Genomic DNA, 18,857 nt, shown 5'->3' on the forward strand with positions numbered 1-18,857 from the left:
CACGGCATGCCGCCGCGCCTCGCCCCTTTTTCGCGTTTCCGGGTTCGGGTTTTGCATTGTGGTCATTGAGTGGGATTTTGGGGACGTAGCCGGATGAAGCGCGACTACTACGACGTACTCGGGGTGGAGAAGACCGCCAGCGAGGAAGAGCTGAAGAAGGCCTATCGCAAGCTGGCGATGAAGTACCACCCGGACCGCAATCCGGGCGACAAGGCGGCCGAGGAGAAATTCAAGGAAGCCAACGAAGCCTACGAGGTGCTCTGCGACGCGCAGAAGCGCGCGGTCTACGACAAGCACGGCCACGAGGGCCTGCAGCGCGGCGGCCCGGGCGGCTTCGGTGGCGCCGGCGGTTTCTCCGACATCTTCGGCGACGTCTTCTCCGACATCTTCGGCGGTGGCGGCGGACGCGGCGGGCCGCGCCGCGGGGCCGACCTTCGCTACATGATGGAACTGACCCTGGAACAGGCGGTGTTCGGCACCACCGAATCCATCCGCATCCCCACCTGGGGCGACTGCGAGCCCTGCCACGGCCACGGCACCGCCGACGGCAAGAAGCCCTCCTCCTGCCCGACCTGCAAGGGTTCCGGCCAGGTGCGGGTGCAGCAGGGCTTCTTCGTGCTGCAGCAGACCTGCCCGCATTGCCGCGGCCGCGGCACCACCATCACCGATCCCTGCAAGAGCTGCCGCGGCGCCGGCAAGATCAAGCGCGAGAAGACGCTGGAAGTGAAGATCCCGGCCGGTGTCGATACCGGCGACCGCATCCGCCTGACCGGCGAGGGCGAGCCGGGCGACCAGGGCGCGACGCCGGGCGACCTGTACGTGCAGATCAACGTGCACCCGCACGATTTCTTCGAGCGCGACGGCAACGACCTGCACTGCACCGTGCCGATCTCCATCGTCACCGCGGCGCTGGGCGGCAAGCTGGAGGTGCCGACCCTGGACAGCCGCGCCGAGATCGAGATTCCCGACGGCACGCAGAGCGGCAAGCAGTTCCGGCTGCGCGGCAAGGGCGTGCGCTCGATCCGCAGTTCCGCCACCGGCGACCTCTACTGCACCGTGATGGTGGAAACCCCGGTCAAGCTCAGCCGCCAGCAGAAGGACCTGCTGCGCGACTTCGGCAAGACCCTGGAGGGCAAGGAAGCCAGCCACCACCATCCGGAAACCTCGTCCTGGCTGAACCGCGCCAAGCAGTTCATCGACGAGCACCTGAAGTAGGGTTCCGGCGATGCCGTTCAGCGTCCTGCGCAACTTCGTGCTCGGCACCCTGGTGCTGATCGCCGGGCTGATCGCCGGCGGCTTCCTGCTGCCGGACACGGCGCGCGTCGAGCGTTCCGTCCGGGTCCAGGCCGGCCCGGCGCAGGTCTTTCCGCTGATCAACGGCTTCACTCGCTTCAACGAGTGGCAGCCCTGGGCCAGGATGGACCCTGGCATGAAGATCGAGCGCAGCGGTCCGGCCGAAGGCGTCGGCGCGCGCCAGGCCTGGTTCAGCGAGAACCAGGGCGTCGGCTCGGGCAGCCTGGAGATCGTCGAGTCGGTGCCCCTCGAGCGCGTGCGGATGCAGGTGGCCTACACCGGCTTCGACGGCGACAACCTGTCGACCTTCGCGCTGAAGCCCGAGGGCGAGGGCACGCTCGTGACCTGGACCTACGAGACCCATGTCGGCGGCAACCTCATCGGCCGCTACTTCGGCCTGATGCTGGACGGCATGGTGGGCAAGGATTACGAGACCGGCCTGCTCAACCTCAAGCTGCTGGCGGAGCGCGAGGCGGCGCTCCGCTGACCTTCAGATGCCCAGGCTGCGCAGCTCCTGGGCCGGCACCGATTCCTCCCACAGCGCATTGAACGTGCGCAGCTGCTGGCGTGCGTCCAGCGGCGCATGGGGCAGGTACTTCGCGTCGATCTCTTCCGGTGCGCTGCGCAGCAGCAGCGCCTTCTCGTCGGCCAGCAGGTACTCGTCCTGCGGCAGCTTGCGCTCCGCCGGCGGCTCGCGGAACTCGATGCGGCTGCTGAGCATGCGGCCCAGTTCCACCAGGCGATGGGCGCCGCGCATCGCCAGCACCGGCTGGCGCACGATCACGCGCAGGCGTGCACGCCGGTGCTGCAGCACGAAGCTGCGCACCGCGGCGACGAAGGCCTCGTCGCCGTAGATGCGGCGGTCCAGCGTGTCGCTGTAGATGGCAAGGTCCATGCGCGCCGCCTTGGCGATGCGCACGGCATGTTCGGTGAAGGCCGCCACGCCGCTGACCACGGCGGCGGCCGTGGTCGTTTCGTCGGGCGGCATGGCGTCCACGGGAGAGCTGCCCTCAGACGCCCTTGGCCTGCTGCACCGCGTTGCCGGTGTAGCTGCCCGGGGTCATCGCCAGCAGGCGCTGCTTGTCTTCCTCCGGCAGGGCCAGGCCCTTGACGAACTCGCGCAGCTGTTCCTTGCCGACCTTCTGGCCGCGGGTGAGGCGCTTGAGCTGCTCGTAGGGTTCCGGCAGGCCGTGGCGGCGCATGACGGTCTGGATGGCCTCGCCCAGCACCTCCCAGTTGCCCTCGAGATCCTGGCCCATCTTCCAGGCGTCGCCTTCCAGCTTGCCGATGCCCTTGGCGATGGCCTGGTAGGACACCAGGGAGTGGGCGACGCCGACGCCCAGGTTGCGCAGCACGGTGGAGTCGGTCAGGTCGCGCTGCCAGCGCGAGATCGGCAGCTTCTCGGCCAGGTGCTGCATGATCGCGTTGCCGATGCCGAGGTTGCCCTCGGCGTTCTCGAAGTCGATCGGGTTGACCTTGTGCGGCATGGTCGAGCTGCCGACTTCGCCGGCGACGGTCTTCTGCTTGAAATAGCCCAGGGAGATGTAGCCCCAGACGTCGCGGCAGAAGTCGATGAAGATGGTGTTGATGCGCGTCAGCGCATGGAAGTACTCGGCGATGTAGTCGTGCGGCTCGATCTGGGTGGTCGCGGGGCTCTGGTCCAGGCCCAGGCCCTTGATGAAGCCGGCGGAGAAGGCCGGCCAGTCCACGTCCGGGTAGGCCGCGTAGTGGGCGCTCCAGTTGCCGACGGCACCGTTGGCCTTGCCCAGCAGCTGCACGGCGGCGAGCTGGTCGCGCTGGCGGCTGAGGCGGTGCACGAACACGGCCATCTCCTTGCCCACCGTGGAGGGCGAGGCCGGCTGGCCGTGGGTGCGCGACAGCATCGGCTGCTCGGAGTAGCTCCGCGCCAGGCCGGCGATGGCGGCGATCAGCTTGTCGATCTGCGGCAGCAGCACCTGCTCGCGGGCTTCCTTGAGCATCAGCGCATGCGAGAGGTTGTTGACGTCTTCCGAGGTGCAGGCGAAGTGGATGAACTCCTTCACCGTGGCCAGCTCGGGATGGCTGCCGATCTTTTCCTTCAGGTAATACTCCACCGCCTTGACGTCGTGGTTGGTGGTGTCCTCGATGGCCTTGACCCTTTGTGCTTCCTGGATGTCAAAGGCCGAGGCGATCTTGTCCAGCTTCTCGCGGGCCGAGGCCGACAACGGCTTGACCTCGGGGATGCCGGGGTGCTCGGCCATGGCCTCCAGCCAGCGGATTTCGGCCAGCACGCGGAAGCGCATCAGGCCGAACTCGCTGAAGATCTGGCGCAGCTTGACGGTTTTCTCGGCGTAGCGGCCGTCGATGGGGGAGACGGCGGACAGGGAAGTCAGGTTCATCGAAAGGGCGATTTGCTAGGATTTATTGACCATTTTACCAATTAACCCCTCCGGAGGCGCCGCATGGCCCGTTTCCGTGTCGAAAAGGACAGTCTTGGTGAGCTGGAAGTCCCCCAGGAAGCGCTCTGGGGAGCGCAGACGCAGAGGGCGGTGCTCAACTTCCCCGTTTCCGGCCTGCGCCTGCCGCGGGAGTTCATCCGGGCGCTCGGACTGATCAAGGCCAGCGCGGCCGAGGTCAACGCCGAGCTGGGGCTGGTGGACGCGGGCGCCGCCGCCGCCATCGCGGCCGCGGCGCTGGAGGTGGCGGAAGGCCGGCACGATGCCCAGTTCCCGGTGGACGTGTTCCAGACCGGCTCCGGCACCTCCAGCAACATGAACGCCAACGAGGTGATCGCCCATCTGGCCTCGAAGGCGGCCGGACGTGCCGTGCATCCCAACGACGAGGTCAACTACGGCCAGTCCTCCAACGACGTGATCCCCACCGCGATCCACGTGGCGGCCGCGCTGGCCTGCGAGGAAAGCCTGCTGCCGGCGCTCAAGCACCTGCAGAAGGCCCTGGAGAGGAAGGCGGCGAGCCTGGCCGGGCAGGTCAAGACCGGACGCACCCACCTGATGGACGCCATGCCGGTGCGTTTCGACCAGGAGATGGGCGCCTGGGCCCAGCAGATCCGCTACGGCCGCGACCGCGTGGCGATGGCGCTGGAACGGGTCCGGCTGCTGGCGCAGGGCGGCACCGCCGTGGGCACGGGCATCAATGCCCATCCGCGGTTCGCGCTGCGCTTCGCCCGCAACCTGTCGAAGCGGACCGGGGTCAAGTTCAAGCCCAGCCCGGATTTCTTCGAGAGCCTGTCGGCGCAGGACGCGGCGGTGGAGCTTTCCGGGCAGCTCAAGACGGTGGCGGTCAGCCTGATGAAGATCGCCAACGACTTGCGCTGGATGAACTCCGGGCCGCTGGCCGGCCTGGGCGAGATCGAGCTGCCGGCCTTGCAGCCCGGCTCCAGCATCATGCCGGGCAAGGTCAACCCGGTGATTCCCGAGGCCACCGCGATGGTGGCGGCCCAGGTCATCGGCAACGACGCGGCCATTACCGTGGCGGGGCAGAGCGGCAATTTCCAGCTCAACGTCATGCTGCCGCTGATCGCCCACAACCTGCTCGAATCGATCCGCCTGCTGGCCAATGTCTCGCGCCTGCTGGCGGACAAGAGCATCGCCGGCTTCAAGGTGCGCGAGGCGCATATCGGCGAGGCGCTGTCGCGCAATCCGATCCTGATCACCGCCGCCAATGCCGTGATCGGCTACGAGAAAGGCGCGGCGATCGCCAAGCAGGCCTACAAGGAGGGCCGGCCGGTGCTCGACGTGGCGCGCGAGCAGACCGGCCTGGACGAGGAGACGCTGCGCAGGCTGCTGGACCCTGCTGCACTCACCGAAGGGGGCATCCACGGCGGTGGCGGCGGAGCAGGCGGCTGAACCCTGCTTCGATCCGCCGGGAGATCCGTAATTTTCTACTGACCCGCCGGATACTTGCCACAGAGCGATCATCCATTCGGCAGGGATCGGTAAGCTTATTCCATAACCCTGCATATAAGCAGTCTCATATATTCCTTTGTCTGCTGAAGCCAGCATGGCAATTTCCGCCCCCTCGTAACCGAAGGGGCTTCAATGACACGCCGTATCCCAACGGGCTGGCTGCTGCCGGCCGCACTCCTCAGTTCGCTGTTCCTGGCCGCCTGCGGCGGTGAACGCCAGGCGCCGGCCGACGGTGACCCGGCTGCCGCCATCAAGGTCAACACCCCGGCGCAGATCGCCCAGGAATCGGCAGAGAACTACGACGACAATCTCAATGGCCTGATCACCGGCAAGACGCTCAAGCGCTGGAAGGACAACTGGGAGCAGGAGCGGCCGGCCGGCATCACCGGCAAGCTGGTGATCTTCCAGCAGGCGCAGGGCGTGGCCGGCAAGCGCTTCATCAAGCCGGACAACGACAACGTCTTCACCTATCGCGAAGCCGAATGGCGCGAGTCGCGCTCCAACGGCGTCATCGAGATCGAAGGCATCGTGCTGTCCGGCGCCAAGGTCGATCAGCTGCTGCGGCGCTACGCCATCGATCCGCGCAAGGACCTGATCGTCTGCGCCCAGGGCGTGGGCGGCGGCAGCAATGCCATGAACATGGGCCGCTGCTGGTACACCTTCCGCTACTGGGGCGTGGACAGCAGGCACCTCGCGATCCTCGACGGCGGCAACGATTACCTCAGCGGTGCCTGGACGGCCGCCGACTTCTCGGACAGCGCCAGCCCGGTCATCAACCGCGCGCTGGCCAGCGTCAAGGACCTGCCGGCCGACAACACCGCGCTGCAGGCCACGTTCGTGGACCTGATCAACGTGCTGCCGGTGGTCGACCAGAACGTCCGGAATGACGGTGTGTTCCTCTGGGACGGCCGCAGCCTGGACCAGTACAGCGCCGGTGAGTCCTCCGAAGCGGGCACGCCGCTGGCGGACTACACCAAGAGCTTCCAGAACGGCGGCTCGCGCCAGGGGCACCCGCGCGGCGGCGTCCAGCTGAACTGGACCAACCTGATGATCAACGGCGGCACTGGCGGCCTGTTCAAGCCCAAGGCCGAACTGCGCAACTACCTGCAGGGCGGCACGGATGCCGCGGGCAAGGGCTTCGTCGACGGCAGCTACCAGCTGCTGGGGGCGGGCAATGCCTACCAGGCAGGCGACACCGTCTATCTCTGGTGCGAGACCGCGGCCCGCGCGGCGGTGGCCAACCTGGTCAGCGCCGTGATCCTGGGCCTGCCGACGCGCCTGTACGACGGCTCGATGATCGAGTGGAACTCGCTGACGGCGACGGTCGACAAGGACGGCAACCCGCTGCTCCCCGCCGATTCGCCCTGGCGCACGGACGAGCTGTCGTTCTTCAAGCTCAACCAGCCGGGCAACATCGCCTCCCGCACCAGCGAGGGCGTGCTGCCGCGCATCCGCGATGCCTACGCCGCGAGCGCCGACGCCATCATCAAGGCGGACAAGGCCTACAAGCAGCCCGCCACCGGCGGCAGTGGCGGGAGCGACGGCGGCAGCGGCGGCGGTGGCGGTGGCGTCGTGCTGCCGCCCAATCCCTGCGGCGGCTGAGGCCGCGCCACCTGCCCGGGTGAAGCTCGGGCAGGTGGGCGGGCCGGGACATGAGACCCCGCATTTCGCATCCACGGGCCGTTCCGGCCGGGCTGGCCGCGGTCGTCCTGCTGCTCTGCTCCGCATTCGCCGCCGCTGAAGCGCCGGCCGGCGGGCCGGAGGCAGGGATGCCGGCGATGTCGTCCGCCGCCGAGGCGCCGTCCCCGACGGTTCGCCGAAGCCGCCTGCGCTTCCGCGGCAACGGGCCGACCTGCATGTGTGCCGACGGCCTCGGCGAACGCGACATCCGCAGGGCCGAAGCCGCGGCCCGGGCTTCCACCATCACCCCGTCCACAGAGCCATGAGAGAGAGAGCCGTGAACAAGGCATTCATCCGCATCTGGGGCCGCTTCGGCCTGCAGGCCCTGGGCCTGTGGCTGCTGCTGCTGGCCGTCGGCTTGCCGCTGTACCTCAGCTCCGGCCCCGCCGCCGGACCCGACGAGGCAGCCTGGGGCTCGGAGTCGCTGCAGGCACGTCCGGAAGGCATCGGCCGTTTCCTGCCGGTGCCGCTGGCCAACGCCTGCGGCCTCGGCGCCTCCAGCTGCTTCCGCTGCCACAACGGCAAGCGCGCGCCGTCGCCGACGGCCGATGCCGTCATCGCGCCCTGGCATGCGAATCACGCCAAGGTGAACTACTCCTGCGCAGGCTGCCACCAGGGCAATCCGCGGATCCTCAAGCAGGAGATCGCGCACAAGGGACTGCTGGCCGATCCGCGCACCGAACCCGCCAAGGCCTGCGGCGGCTGCCACGCCGCCGCCGACGTCGGCAGCCTCGTCTCCAGGTATCAAACGCCGCATCCGAATACGAACACAGGGAAATAACGTGTCCAAGCATTCCAAGCATCCCCAGCTCCATGCCGTCGCTGCCGCGGCAGCCGCCTGGTTCGGTGTCGCCGTTCCGGCCCAGGCCGGGCCGGTCATCAACTTCGGCGAGAACAACGAGAGCTTCCTGCAGATCGGCTACGCCCTGCAGGTCTGGGCCGAGAACCGCAGCTACACCTCGGCGACCAACGACGCCAGCCTCAACGACACCTACCTGCGCCGCAATCGCCTGACCTTCAGCGGGCAGTACAGCGACCTGATCGGCTACTACGCGCAGATCGAGGCGGCCAGCGACAGCCGAGGCGGCGATGACGACCGCGAGGTCTACTTCCGCGACGCGTACCTCACCTTCGATTTCCGCGACGAGGCGCGCCTGATCGTGGGCCGCTTCAAGAACACCTTCTCTCGCGAGAATCTCGAGGCCTGCCTGGAGCCGCTGACGCTGGACCGCTCCGACCTTTCCTACACTCCCTTCGGCGGCACGCGCGATACCGGCGTGGCGCTCTGGGGCAATCTCGCGGACGCGAAGTTCCAGTACCGCATCGCGGTGATGGACGGCCGCGAGGGCGACGAACTGCCGCAGGATGCGCCGCGCGTCACCGCCCGCGTGCACTGGAGCACGCTGGACCCGGAATCCGACTACGGCTACCGCGGCACCTACCTGGGTACGCGCAAGGTGTTCACGATCGGCGCGGCCTACGACTACCAGGCCAAGGCGGCCTACGCCGATTACGAGGCGCTGCAGGATCCCAAGGACTACAAGGCCTGGACCGTCGATGCCTTCGCGGAATATCCCTTCGGCAGCGGCACCTATACGCTGGCCGGCGCCTACTTCAACTACTCGCTGGGCGACGCGATCAACCAGGCGCCGGATCCGGCGCTGCCCGCCAACACCGAGCTGGAGGGCTTCTACGTCAAGGCCGGCTACCTGCTGCCGGGCAAGGTCGGCCCGGGCCGCCTGCAGTTCTTCGCCCGCCACAACGGCGCCGAGTACCAACTGGCGGGCGGGGCCCTGGACCGGCGCGTCAACGCGGCCGGGTTCAACTACTACTTCAACGGCCAGCAGCTCAAGCTGACGCTGGAGCACCAGCGCGCCGACTACGCCAATCCGTCGGCCACCAACCCGGCCCTGCAGGACAACCACCAGACGATCCTGGGCCTGCAGTTCATCCTCTGACCGCGGGGACGACGTGAGCCCGGATCAAGTTCTCGATGCCGGTCGCCCGGCGGCCCCGGCGCCCGCGGCGGTGAAGCGCCGCGGGCCGTTGGTCTCGGCGGCGCTGCTGGCCGCTGCCTTGCTGGTGTCGCTGGCCTATCTCGCGGCGGACCTGCGCTTCGGCTACCTGCTGGTGTATGCCTGGTTCGGCATCGGCTACGGCGTGCTGCTGCAGTACGGGCGCTTCTGCATGGCCTCCGCCGTGCGCGACCTGTTCGCGGTCGGCGTGCCGCGCATGGCGGTGGGCGTGCTGGTGGCGGTGATCCTCTACGCGTTGATCTCCGCGGGCATCCAGGCGGCTGGCTTCAACAGCTTCCATGCGCATCCGCTGGGCTGGCATGTGCCCGCCGGCGGCCTGCTGTTCGGCCTGGGCATGGTGCTGGCCGGCGGCTGCGCCTCCAGTTCGCTGTACAAGAGCGGCGAGGGCAACCTGGGCTCGGTGCTGGTGCTGTTCGCGATCTCCTTCTCGCAGGCCTGGATGGTCAGCGCTGGCGGCGGGCTCAACCGCCTGGTGCCGGAAGCCTGGGCACGGCAGGCGGCGGCACAGGACATGCCGGCGGAGCTGTCGATCACCGACGGCTGGTTCGACCAGTTCACCGCGGGCTACCTCTGGCCGCTCGGCGGCGGCACCTTGGTGGATCGTCTCGAATGGCCGGCGCAGTGGTGGAGCTACCTGTTCGGCAACGCGCTGCTGGTGGCGATCCTGCCCTCGCTGATCCTGTTGTCGCTGCTGTACGCCCTGAACTATCGCAAGGTCTACCTGCGCCAGCAGGGCCTGCGGGTCCTGTCCTGGCGCGGCGAACTGCGCGGGCTCTGGTCGCTGCTGACGCAGTCGCGCAACACGGCGCTGGCGGGCGCGGGGCTGGGCCTCCTTGCCGGGCTGCAGATGCTGGTGACCGGCGAACTGCGCGAGCTGCACGGCATCTTCAACTTCGGCGAACTGCTCGCGGCGATGGGGCACACCGGCGGCCTGTCGCTGCAGGACAGCGTGTTCGACCCCGGCTACTGGTACATCACCACGCAGGAGGCGCAGTGGGGCGGCTGGGCCCTGGCCCAGGCCGGAGTGGAGATGAGGGACAACCTGTTCTTCGGCCTGGACAACGGCTTGCCCAGCCCCTGGCTGAATGCCCCCGGCATGATGTCGCTCGGCATCATCGTCGGTGCCGCCGTGCTGGCCAACATCAGCGGCGAGTTCAAGTGGAAGTGGCCCAATGCCGAAACCGCGCTGCTGGCGATCGCGGGCGGTGTCCTGATGGGCGTCGGCTCCCGTATCGGCATGGGCTGCAACATCGGCGCCTTCTTCGCCACCGTGACCAATGGCGATGCCAGCGGCTGGGTCTTCCTGCTGGGCATGGCCCTGGGCGGCTATCTCTCGGTGAAGCTGCTCAAGGCCTGGATCGACTGGCGCCTGGCCCGCAGCGGCCTGGATTTCTGAAACAAGGGATAATGCAACGATGGCTGGGGCAAACATCCGCTTCGACAAGCAGGCCGACGGCGGCTACCTGCTGGACGTGAAGGGCTACGGCTGTCCGCACGTGCAGATCTATACCGAGAAGGCGCTGAAGAAACTGGCCAGCGGCGAGGAGTTGTCGGTGGTGTTCGACAATCCGTCCTCGGGCGAGTCGATCTCCTTCATGTGCATGCTCGACGGCCATAGCCTGCTCGAGCGCAAGGACGAGGGCGGAACCTTCGCGTGGAGAATCCGCAAGGCCTGAAGCGACGGCGCCTGCTGGCCGCATTGGCGCTGCTGGTGCCGGCGGCCCTGGCCGCCGCCTGGCTGCTGGCCAGGCCGGCGCCGGCGGCGGATCCCGTCGCGGCGTTCCTGGACCGACACTGGCAGCGGCCGATCGCGCCGCAGGGCCGGCCGCCGGCCGGGCACTCCGCGCTGGAGGCCTCGCTGGACCCGCGTGCCTGCGGGCAGTGCCACGTCAGGCAATACCAGGACTGGCAAGGCAGCCTGCACCGCCAGGCCATGACCGCCGGCGTGCTCTGGCAACTGCGCCTGCTGCCGCAGGACCAGGCCAACGAGTGCCTCGACTGCCACGCGCCGCTGGCGGAACAGAAGGCGCTGGTGGCACTGGCCCAGGGCTGGTCTTCGGCGCCCAAGGCACCGCCGCCGGCCCACGTGCCCGCCACGCTGGGGCATGACGGCCTGGTCTGCGCCGCCTGCCACGTGCGCGGGCACGCTCGCTTCGGCCCGCCGCCGCGGTCCGGCGCCCCTGATGCGAACGGACCGCATGGCGGCTTCGAGGTCTCGGCGGCCTTCGAGGACAGCCGTTTCTGCGCGGCCTGCCACCAGTTCCCGGAAGACGGGCCGCGCGTGGCCGGAAAGCTCCACGAGGACACGCTGGCGCAGTGGCGGCAGAGCCGACATGCCGCCGAGGGCCGGCAGTGCCAGTCCTGCCACATGCCGGACCGCCAGCATCGCTGGCCCGGCATCCACTCCGCCGACATGGTGCGCCGGGCGCTGGACGTGACGCTGGAAGCCACTGCGGACGGTCGCGCCGTGGCGCACCTGGGCAATGTCGGCGCGGGGCACTATTTCCCGACCTACATGGTGCCCAAGGTCGAGGTGGAACTGTGGCTGGCGACGCCCGACGGCCAGGCCCGGCGGCTGGCGCAGGAAACCATCGGCTGGGAGGTGAACGTGGAACTGACCGGGGAACGCTTCGATACGCGCATCCCCCCGGGGGGCTCGCGCCGGCTCGAGGCGGTCCTGCCCCCGTCCTGGCCGGCCGGTTCCGAGCTGGAACTGCGGATCCGCGTGGCGCCCCGGGAGCACTACGAGCGGACCTACCGGTCGGTGCTGGAGCAGGCCGACAAGCTGGATGCCGGGACCCTGCGCCTGCTGCGGCAGGCCTACGACGAGGCTGTGGCGACCCGCTTCGAGGCCCTGCGGCTGCGCCGGCCGCTGCCGCCGGCCGGCAAGACGGGTGGGTGAGGGGGGCGGGCAACATCGGGTAAAATTCGCGCGCCTTTTCTCGCCCGATATTCCCAGCCAGGCCTTTTCATGACCACGATCCGCCAGGAAGACTTCATCCAGTCCATCGCCGACGCTTTCCAGTACATCAGCTACTACCACCCCCTGGACTACATCCAGGCGCTGGGCGCGGCCTATGAACGCGAGGAGTCGCCCGCGGCCAAGGACGCGATCGCGCAGATCCTGACCAACTCGCGCATGTGTGCCGAGGGTCACCGCCCGATCTGCCAGGACACCGGCATCGCCGTGGTCTTCCTCAAGGTGGGCATGAACCTGAAGTGGGACGCCACGCTGTCCGTGCAGGACATGGTCAACGAGGGCGTGCGCCGCGCCTACAACCACCCGGACAACAAGCTGCGCGCCTCCGTGCTGCTGGACCCGGCCGGCAAGCGCATGAATTCCAAGGACAACACTCCGGCCGTCGTGCACTACGAAATCGTGCCGGGCGATCACCTCGAGGTGATCTGCGCCGCCAAGGGCGGCGGCTCCGAGAACAAGTCGAAGATGGTGATGCTGAACCCCTCCGATTCGATCGTCGACTGGGTCATCAAGACCCTGCCGACGATGGGCGCCGGCTGGTGCCCGCCGGGCATCCTCGGCATCGGCATCGGCGGCACGCCGGAGAAGGCGATGCTGCTGGCCAAGGAATCGCTGATGGCCCCCGTGGACATCCACGAACTGCGCGAGCGCGCCGCCGCCGGCGTGGAGCTGAGCCGCATCGAGGAGCTGCGCCTGGAACTGATGGACAAGGTCAACGCGCTGGGCATCGGCGCCCAGGGCCTGGGCGGCCTGACCACGGTGCTGGACGTGAAGATCATGGACTACCCGACCCACGCGGCCTCGCTGCCGGTGGCGATGATCCCGAACTGCGCCGCCACCCGCCATGTGCACTTCCACCTCGACGGCTCGGGCCCGGCCGTGCTGGAAACGCCGAAGCTGGAAGACTGGCCGCAGGTCACCTGGAAGGCCGACGAGAAGACCGCCAAGCGCGTGAACCTCGACACCCTCACCGATGCCGAGATCGCCAGCTGGCAGCCGGGCGACATCCTGCTGCTGAACGGCAAGATGCTGACCGGCCGCGATGCCGCCCACAAGCGCATCGCCGACATGCTGAAGAAGGGCGAGAAGCTGCCGGTGGATTTCACCGGCCGTGCGATCTACTACGTGGGCCCCGTGGACGCGGTGCGCGAGGAGGCCGTGGGCCCCGCCGGCCCGACCACCGCCACGCGCATGGACAAGTTCACCGAGATGATGCTGGCCGAGACCGGCCTGCGCGTGATGATCGGCAAGTCCGAGCGCGGCCCGGTGGCCATCGAGTCCATCAAGAAGCACAAGGCGGCCTACCTGATGGCGGTGGGCGGCGCGGCCTACCTCGTGTCCAAGGCGATCAAGACCGCCAAGGTGCTGGGCTTCGCCGACCTCGGCATGGAGGCGATCTACGAGTTCGAGGTGAAGGACATGCCGGTGACCGTGGCCGTCGACAGCCAGGGCACTTCCGTGCACAACACCGGTCCGAAGATCTGGCAGGCCAAGATCGGCAAGATTCCGGTCGCGGTCGCCTGAACCCCTCCACCGAACTGGGCCCACGATGACCCTCAACTTCCGCCTGCTGAACCTGCTCGGCTTCCTCGGCTGCGTCTTCGGCCTGCTGTTCGCGCTGTACCTGCAGCACTTCCGCGGCTACGAGCCTTGCCCGTTCTGCATCTTCCAGCGCGTGGCGATGCTGGCGACCGGCCTGGTGTTCCTGGCGGCCGCCATCCAGGGGCCGAAGGCCTGGGGCCAGTGGGTCTACGTGTTCCTGTCGAGCCTGGCGGCGCTGGTCGGCGCCGGCATCGCGGCCCGGCACGTCTGGCTGCAGAGCCTGCCGCCCGACCAGGTGCCCGCCTGCGGCCCGACGCTGGACTACCTGCTGGACATGATGCCGCTGCAGGAAGTGGTCACCACCGTGCTCAAGGGTGACGGCAACTGCGCCAAGATCGACGCGCAGTGGCTGGGCATCAGCCTGCCGGGCTGGACCCTGATCTCCTTCATCGGCTTCGTCGTCTACGCCGTCCTGACTCCCATCCTGCCCAAGTTCCTGAGGAAATCCGCATGAGCACCGCCACCACCGACCTTTCCGACGCCCACCCGGAAGCCCAGGTCGCCGATCCGATCTTCGCCGACTTCGGTGGCGTGCTGGCCTTCCATGGCCCCATCGTCACTCTGAAGGTCTTCGAGGACAACGCCGCGGTACGCACGGCGCTGGAAGAGAAGGGCGAGGGCCGCGTGCTGGTGGTGGACGGCGGCGGCTCCACGCGCTGCGCCCTGGTCGGCGGCAATCTCGGCGTGCTGGGCGTGAAGAACGGCTGGGCCGGCATCGTCGTCAACGGCTGCATCCGCGATTCCGAGGAGATCGGCGGCCAGGAGATCGGCGTGAAGGCCCTGGCCACGCATCCGCGCAAGTCGGAAAAGGGCCTGCATACCGCGCACCGCGACAAGGTGGTGAGCTTCGCCGGCGTGACCTTCAAGCCGGGGGCCTGGCTCTACGCCGATGCCGACGGCATCCTGGTCAGCGACACGGCGATCCACTCGTAAGCGCGTTCCGGAACGAAAAAGGCCGCCCTCGGGCGGCCTTTTTCGTTCATGCGGCGCGGACTAGAGGCCCAGCGACAGCGGATCGATACGGCGGATCGGCTGGATCGCGCAGGCCCGCTCGGCGCGTTCGCAGAGCGAGACCAGTTCGCCCAGTGCGGCCTGGTAGAGGTCCTGGAACGCGTCCACCATGCCGCTGGCATCCTGCAGGTAGCGGGCGGCGTCGGTCATGCGTTCCGGCCCGGCCAGCGGGCAGCGCAGCAGCAGGTAGCCGCTGACGGTGCCGCCTTCCAGCACGGTCTGGGCGGCGCTGTGGCCGGTGTTGAGCAGGCGCGTGGCATGCCCGCGGAACAGGCGCAGGGCCTCGTTCAGGTCCTTCTGGGCATCGGGGTGTTCGCCGTCCGCGGCGATCGTCTGCAGCGCCAGCACCGAACGCTGCAGTTCCCCCAGCATGGCCGCGTCGCCCTCCATCTCGTGCAGGCGCTGCAGCAGGCTGCGCAGGAACTCCGCCTGCAGGCGCTCCTGGTCCATCAGCGCGCGGATCGCGCAATCGATGCGGAAGGCATGCAGCTTCAGGTCTTCCGCCAGGCGATGGTGCGCATCGGTATCGCGACGGCGCACCTGCTCCAGCAATTGCCAGAGATGGGCCTGGGCCAGGTGGTCGTAGCCGCTGACGCCGAAGTGCGAGGGCTTCATCGCCAGCCCCGCCGCCAGCAGCAACGGTGCGCGGCGCCGTTCCCATTCCGCCGCCGCGACCCAGTCCTGGGTCATCTCCGGCGAGCGTCGGCGCAGGGTGTCGATGGTGCCCTGCCAGCCCAGCCCGGTGATGTCGGAATCCGGCGGCGGCACCGCCTGCAGCAGCGGCCAGGGGCGGAATTGCCCGTTGAAGTAGCGCTCCAGCGTTTCACGCTGCATCTCGCGCGCGGCGCGCATGGCGGGGGTCAGTCCCGGCTGCGCGGCGGAGGCCGCCGCGGCCGGCGCGGCGATGCCCTCGCGCTCATACCAGTCGCGGCTCAGCTTGAGGCAGTACAGCTCGCACTGCTCCAGCAGCAGGCGGGCCGGCAGCGAGGACGCGTAGACCGGGGGCGCCTGCTGCTGCCGCACGCGGGCGATGCGCTCGCCCCAGGGCGGCAGGCCGGGGGAGAACTCCTGGTGCTCGTTCTCCAGCTCGGCGTCGATGGCGGACAGGTTGGCGGCGTCGATGGCGCGGAACTGGGAGGCAATGGCCTCGAACAGGTCCTCCGGCAGCTGCCGGCCGGGATTGGCGGCCGGCGAGGAGGCCAGCGCGCGAACCTCGTCGGCGGCCTGTTCGACGGCGCGCTGGTTGCGCAGCATCAGCGGGAACAGGCGGCTGCCGACCAGCAGGGCGGCACGGCGGTCGGCTTCGTGGCTGGCGATGCGCAGCGCCTTGGCGCCCAGCCGCAGGCTCAGCCGGTAGAAGCCGGCCATCAGCAAGCGGCCGACGCCAAGACCGGCGACGAGGACCCGGCCGAGGGTACGGCCGGCACCGGAATCGGCCCGCTCCTGGCGGCGAGCCAGGGCCTCGTCCCAGAGATCGGTGTCATAGGCCCGCTGCTGCAGCCAGCGCTGGACTTCGAGCACGCGCAGCAGGCCGCGGCCGCCCGCCTGAAGGGCCAGCTGCTGTGCCACCAGGCCCACGACCTCGCGGGAGGGAAGGCTGGCCAGCAGCGCCAGGCCCAGGCGCAGGCGGACCCGGCCATCCGGCTGGGGCTTGATGCCGACGCCGGAGTCGCCGTCGATGATGACTTCGCCCGGCTCCGGCACGCCCAGGGCCGTGCACAGGCCGGAGAGGCCGCGGAAGAACTCGGCCTCCTGGGCGGGATCCAGCGCCAGCCGGCCAGGGACGGCCTTGCGGGGCGCCAGCAGCGGCCAGAGCAGCAGTCCGATCAGGGCCAGTCCGCCCAGGCCTGGCACCAGCAGGGAGTAGAGCGTGCTGAGCAGGCTGACGTCGGCCAGGGCCAGCACGTTGCGCAGCAGGCTCAAGGCCCAGGCGGCGGCGACGGCGAGGACCAGGACGACATAGGCCCCGCGCACGGCGGCGACCATCAGGCCGCCGCGGCGGATCTGGCGCTCGCGGTCCAGGTCCAGGCGACTGGCGGGCGGCGCCTGCGATGCCAGGGCCGCCAGTGCCGCCAACGGGGTGGCTGCCTGGACGGCGGACGGGGCTGCCGCCGCCGGCAACTCGGTGTGGGCCGCGGCGGGCACCGGGGCGGGCTCCATGCCGGCACCGGCCATGGGTTCCACCAGCGCTTCCATGCCGCAGGCGCGGAAGGCGCTGGCGACCTTGGCGGCGAACTTCACCTCCAGCGACTGGCGCACGATCAGCGGGCCGACCAGCAGCTGCACGGCCTGGTCGGCACTCAGGCCGAACTGCTCGCGCAGGCGCTGCAGCAGGTCGGCATCGGTGACAGGGCTCAGGCGGCGGCCGGTAAGGGTGACCTGGAAGCTTCCCGCGGGGACCGCCTGGGTCATGAACCCTCCATGGTTCGGTGTGAACGCTTCTTCAATGAAATCAACCGTCGGGCGACGGGGCTCCCAGTGTAGATTCGAATGTGACGCAACGCGACCACAATCGACATTTTCTGTAGGCTTTTTATGCTTTCAGCAAGGTTCGCGCCGGGCGTTCCGCACGCTGCCTTCGAACACTTGTGCACCGCCATGTTTCGCTTCTTCGCGGATGTTTCTGTTGCATTGCAATAAAGAGGGCGCTTCTGTATCCTTCCGCGGCTTTTTTCAACCCCATAAAAGACGAGGCCCGAATGAGCGCTGTGAAGGGAGTGGAAATCCTCGGCCAGATGACTCCGGCCGCCAGGAAAATCCTCACGCCGGACGCGCTCAAGTTCGTTGCCAAGCTGGTCCGCAAGCACGCTGCCCGTCGCGAAGTGCTGATGGCCTACCGCGATGTGCGCCAGGCCGCCGTCGACGCCGGCAAGCTGAAGCTCGGCTTCCTGAAGCAGACCAAGAAGATCCGCGACGGCAAGTGGAAGATCGCCGGCATCCCGGCCGATCTGCAGGACCGCCGCGTCGAGATCACCGGTCCGGTGGACCGCAAGATGATCATCAACGCCCTGAATTCGGGCGCCAAGTGCTTCATGGCGGACTTCGAGGACTCGGCCAGCCCCACCTGGGAGCTGATGATCGATGGCCAGGTGAACCTGTACGACGCCGTGCGCCGCAAGATCGCGTACACCTCGCCCGAGGGCAAGGACTACAAGCTCGGCAAGGACATCGCCACGCTGATCGTGCGCCCGCGCGGCTGGCACCTGCTGGAAAAGCACATCCTGGTCGACGGCGAGCCGGCTCCCGGCGGCATCGTCGACTTCGCGTTGTACTTCTTCCACAACGCCAAGGAACTGCTGAAGCGCGGCAGCGGCCCGTACTTCTACCTGCCGAAGATGCAGTCGCATCTGGAGGCGCGCCTGTGGAACAGCATCTTCAAGGATGCGCAGGCCGAGCTGAAGATCCCGCAGAAGACCATCAAGGCCACCGTCCTGATCGAGACCATCTGGGCCTCGTTCGAGATGGACGAGATCCTGTACGAACTGCGCGACCATATCGTCGCCCTGAACTGCGGCCGCTGGGACTATATCTTCAGCTTCATCAAGACCTACCGTGCCCACGCCGACCGCATCATCCCGGATCGCCTGGGCGTGACGATGGACAAGCACTTCCTGGACAGCTACTCGAAGCTGCTGTGCCAGACCACGCACAAGCGCGGCGCCCAGGCCATGGGCGGCATGGCGGCCTTCATCCCGACCAAGGATGCGGCCAAGAACGAGGAAGTGTTCGCCAAGGTCCGCGCCGACAAGCTGCGCGAAGTGAACAACGGCCATGACGGCACCTGGGTGGCGCACCCGGGCCTGGTGCAGGTCGCCATGGCGGTGTTCGACGAGCACATGCCCACGCCGAACCAGATCGACAAGAAGTTCGCCGATCGCAAGATCAAGGCCGACGACCTGCTGAAGCTGCCGGAAGGCCAGATCACCGAGGCCGGGCTGCGCAACAACATCAATGTCGGCGTCCAGTATCTCGAGGCCTGGATCAAGGGCAACGGCTGCGTGCCCCTGCACAACCTGATGGAGGATGCCGCCACGGCGGAGATTTCCCGCGTGCAGGTCTGGCAGTGGCTCAAGTACAACGCCAAGCTGGCCGACGGCCGCCACGTGACCCGCGAGCTGGTGCTCTCCATCATCGACGAGGAACTGGCCGGCCTGCGCAAGTCCTTCGGCGACGAGCGCTACTACAAGGGCCGTTACGCGGAAGCCGCCGGCATGTTCGCCCGCATGAGCACCGCCAGCCAGTGCGCGGACTTCCTGACGCTGCCGGCCTACGAGTACCTGAACTGAGGCGGCCGCAGGGCTACTTCGAGACTTTTTTCTTCACCATTTGGTTTTCACCGAGAGGACAGTT

16 protein-coding genes are annotated in these 18,857 nt (G+C 68.3%); 13 read left to right on the top strand and 3 right to left on the bottom strand.

Translation table 11 applies throughout. The features are described 5' to 3' along the window. The first annotated feature begins 93 nt into the window (after nt 1–93). Both dnaJ and C3942_RS15045 read left to right on the top strand, forming a co-directional pair. Nucleotides 94–1,215: a molecular chaperone DnaJ gene (gene dnaJ / locus C3942_RS15040; RefSeq protein ID WP_104231174.1), complete on the top strand. Its 1,122-nt coding sequence runs from the start codon at nt 94–96 to the stop codon at nt 1,213–1,215. Between the two features lie 10 nt (nt 1,216–1,225). After that, the gene (locus C3942_RS15045; RefSeq protein ID WP_104231175.1) at nt 1,226–1,780 is read left to right on the top strand and encodes an SRPBCC family protein; all 555 of its coding nucleotides are present in this window, start codon (nt 1,226–1,228) and stop codon (nt 1,778–1,780) included. Nucleotides 1,781–1,783: 3 nt separating this feature from the next. On the opposite strand, the gene C3942_RS15050 is transcribed toward C3942_RS15045, so the two are convergent. Beyond that, nucleotides 1,784–2,281, bottom strand: coding sequence for a DUF7931 domain-containing protein (locus tag C3942_RS15050; protein ID WP_494546243.1), 498 nt, complete (start codon nt 2,279–2,281; stop codon nt 1,784–1,786). A gap of 22 nt (nt 2,282–2,303) precedes the next feature. Beyond that, nucleotides 2,304–3,671, bottom strand: coding sequence for an adenylosuccinate lyase (gene purB, locus C3942_RS15055; RefSeq protein WP_104231177.1), 1,368 nt, complete (start codon nt 3,669–3,671; stop codon nt 2,304–2,306). Nucleotides 3,672–3,734: 63 nt separating this feature from the next. On the opposite strand from purB, the gene C3942_RS15060 reads away from it, so the two are divergent. The 10 genes from C3942_RS15060 (at nt 3,735) to rraA (ending at nt 14,429) form a co-directional block, all read left to right on the top strand. Beyond that, the gene (locus tag C3942_RS15060) at nt 3,735–5,138 is read left to right on the top strand and encodes a class II fumarate hydratase (protein WP_104231178.1); all 1,404 of its coding nucleotides are present in this window, start codon (nt 3,735–3,737) and stop codon (nt 5,136–5,138) included. A gap of 192 nt (nt 5,139–5,330) precedes the next feature. Beyond that, entirely contained in the window at nt 5,331–6,800 is a 1,470-nt protein-coding gene (locus tag C3942_RS15065) for a sulfurtransferase (RefSeq protein WP_243393620.1), read from the top strand. Between the two features lie 355 nt (nt 6,801–7,155). After that, nucleotides 7,156–7,659: a cytochrome c3 family protein gene (locus tag C3942_RS15070; protein WP_104231179.1), complete on the top strand. Its 504-nt coding sequence runs from the start codon at nt 7,156–7,158 to the stop codon at nt 7,657–7,659. Between the two features lies 1 nt (nt 7,660). Next, nucleotides 7,661–8,836, top strand: a complete 1,176-nt coding sequence (extI, locus tag C3942_RS15075; RefSeq protein WP_104231180.1) for a selenite/tellurite reduction operon porin ExtI — start codon at nt 7,661–7,663, stop codon at nt 8,834–8,836. A gap of 13 nt (nt 8,837–8,849) precedes the next feature. Then, entirely contained in the window at nt 8,850–10,310 is a 1,461-nt protein-coding gene (locus tag C3942_RS15080; protein WP_104231181.1) for a YeeE/YedE family protein, read from the top strand. Nucleotides 10,311–10,329: 19 nt separating this feature from the next. Then, entirely contained in the window at nt 10,330–10,590 is a 261-nt protein-coding gene (locus C3942_RS15085) for a sulfurtransferase TusA family protein (protein ID WP_104231182.1), read from the top strand. Continuing rightward, nucleotides 10,569–11,816, top strand: a complete 1,248-nt coding sequence (locus tag C3942_RS15090) for a cytochrome c family protein (protein WP_243393621.1) — start codon at nt 10,569–10,571, stop codon at nt 11,814–11,816. Before C3942_RS15085 ends, C3942_RS15090 begins: the two co-directional genes overlap by 22 nt. Nucleotides 11,817–11,885: 69 nt before the next feature. After that, entirely contained in the window at nt 11,886–13,418 is a 1,533-nt protein-coding gene (locus C3942_RS15095) for a fumarate hydratase (protein WP_104231183.1), read from the top strand. Nucleotides 13,419–13,443: 25 nt separating this feature from the next. Further along, nucleotides 13,444–13,950 (top strand): disulfide bond formation protein B, encoded by a 507-nt coding sequence (locus tag C3942_RS15100; protein WP_104231184.1) that lies wholly within the window; start codon nt 13,444–13,446, stop codon nt 13,948–13,950. Then, complete coding sequence (gene rraA / locus C3942_RS15105; RefSeq protein ID WP_104231185.1) at nt 13,947–14,429, top strand: ribonuclease E activity regulator RraA; 483 nt, start codon at nt 13,947–13,949, stop codon at nt 14,427–14,429. The genes C3942_RS15100 and rraA overlap by 4 nt, the downstream gene beginning before the upstream one ends. Nucleotides 14,430–14,489: 60 nt before the next feature. On the opposite strand, the gene C3942_RS15110 is transcribed toward rraA, so the two are convergent. Then, on the bottom strand, nt 14,490–16,919 hold the full coding sequence (locus tag C3942_RS15110; protein WP_104231186.1) for a hypothetical protein: 2,430 nt from the start codon (nt 16,917–16,919) through the stop codon (nt 14,490–14,492). Between the two features lie 287 nt (nt 16,920–17,206). On the opposite strand from C3942_RS15110, the gene aceB reads away from it, so the two are divergent. Then, entirely contained in the window at nt 17,207–18,793 is a 1,587-nt protein-coding gene (gene aceB, locus C3942_RS15115; protein WP_104231187.1) for a malate synthase A, read from the top strand. The last annotated feature ends 64 nt before the right edge of the window (nt 18,794–18,857 follow it).

Origin of the sequence: Solimonas fluminis (assembly GCF_002930645.1) — a bacterium.
In the GTDB taxonomy this organism is placed as follows: domain Bacteria; phylum Pseudomonadota; class Gammaproteobacteria; order Nevskiales; family Nevskiaceae; genus Solimonas_A; species Solimonas_A fluminis.